The organism is Okeania hirsuta (assembly GCF_003838195.1).
GTDB lineage: Bacteria > Cyanobacteriota > Cyanobacteriia > Cyanobacteriales > Microcoleaceae > Okeania > Okeania hirsuta.
On the sequence record NZ_RCBY01000549.1, the window covers coordinates 1 to 1,723 of the forward strand.

At 32.6% G+C, this 1,723-nt stretch carries 1 protein-coding gene and 1 pseudogene; both read right to left on the reverse strand.

Features of this window, described 5'->3' with window-relative positions:
* Window positions 1-915: 915 nt before the first annotated feature.
* Complete coding sequence (locus D5R40_RS40445) at window positions 916-1,131, reverse strand: hypothetical protein (protein WP_240038805.1); 216 nt, start codon at window positions 1,129-1,131, stop codon at window positions 916-918.
* Window positions 1,132-1,231: 100 nt separating this feature from the next.
* Window positions 1,232-1,360 (reverse strand): annotated as a pseudogene (locus tag D5R40_RS40450) (transposase family protein); the annotation flags it as partial.
* Window positions 1,361-1,723 lie beyond the last annotated feature (363 nt).

Genomic DNA, 1,723 nt, shown 5'->3' on the forward strand with positions numbered 1-1,723 from the left:
GTGGCGGAGCGCCGTATCGCTTCCGAGTCAAGTTGGACACAAAAAGCTTGTAATAATTCATCCAATGCCTTACGGTTTAGTCCAGTCAATGCCCGCACTGAGGCGGTCTTCTTTTAGCACCCGATTCAGATCTAACATTGTCCCATCTCAAACACCCTATTAACTTTACTTTACCTTATAAAGCGACAAGTCTATTCTTGATAATAACACTTTTCGATAGTTAATTTAACTGTACAGTGAGCTGTCTAATAGTTAATGTACAGTTCACTAGACACCTATTTTGGGTCTATTAACTAAGTAAATCTTAATGTAATATCATGTCCGGTTGAACAGTTATAAATAAATGACGGAGGAGTCAGAAGTCAGGAGTCAGCAGTCAGGAGGGAAGAAAGGAGAAGAGAAGGAGAAAGTTTTTTGACCACTAATTATCCGGATATGATATAACACACGCAGAAATGTCCGATTTATTGGAGGTTTATAGATTTTAGGATGGCAAGATATCAATATTTTTTCGATCAGAATTTCTGACGATCAAGGATTAATTGAAATGTTGTTGAATAATATTGATTACTTCAAATCTAAACCAGTGAATATTCCCAAAATTATTATTCTACTTGACAATAGACATCTCCAAAAATACTCAAACGCTGATCCTAACTATCTTTAGTCGAGCGATAGCGTACGCTTAACCGGAGGTTATCGCCACTCATCAAGATAGTTAAGTTGTACGGTTTTATGGGTCTTAGAGATACTTCGTGTTACGAATATAAATATTTCTTGTACTGTCTTTCTTATTTCTTATCTCATTTTTTCAAAATTTATACTAATATAAATGAGCCAATCCTTAGTCTAACTAAACCACATATTGTTAAGATTACTTTTTGATAATTATTATCTTTTAATCTGAATCTTTCTCTAGCAACTCCAAAGATTTTGATTAATCTTCAGATCGTGTTCTACAAATATTATCTTTTTGGCTTTTTCTTGATTTTCTTCTTTGATTTCTGGTAGCATTTCTTTTTTTATTGGTTTCTTTTTTGGTGTAGTTGTTCTCTCTACTCTTTCATCAGCTTTATCTCCTTGAAATTTTTGTTTTTTATCAAACTCCCATTCGTTGTTTTCTGAATACATTTACATCACTTACTGGACTTTTTTATCCTACTATTACATCTACTATTTCTTTTCCTGTCTTGAGTGCTTCTTACATTCGCCGTGCGACGGCGAATTAAGCACTCGCTTTTGGTGTCGTTATTATTTGATTTTTAAAAGTATGATTTTTCTTTTTTCCTGAGTAATATTTTTCTGTTTTTTTATATTCACCTGGTCTTTCTCTACTTTGTTCTTTACTATCTACAATTACAGCAGTTTTCTAGTTGATGAGGTACAAAGTTTTATTGCTCTAGGCAACAGGCAACAGGGAATATAGAAATAAATAGTCTTATAGCTGTACCTCACTATCCTCAAAAGTGCTGTAATTCTAATTCTGTTAATATTTCCTTGACCCATTATAATTCATTTTCTTTTTTTTTACTTGTTCTAATCAACTTACTGGTAGTAATTCTCTGAGAATATCTATCCAGTAATGAAAAATATTATTAGCACTTTATTCACTTATACCAAAGTTTATTCCTCATGTTTAAAAATTGGTATATGATGCCAATAAAATAATAGACTTGTCGCTTTATAAGGTAAAGTATAGAGTTAGTAGGGTGTTTGAAATGGG

Coding starts and splice junctions, on each gene's coding strand:
- D5R40_RS40445 (WP_240038805.1), bottom strand. CDS start 1,131: ATGTATTCAGAAAACAACGAATGGGAGTTTGATAAAAAACAAAAATTT.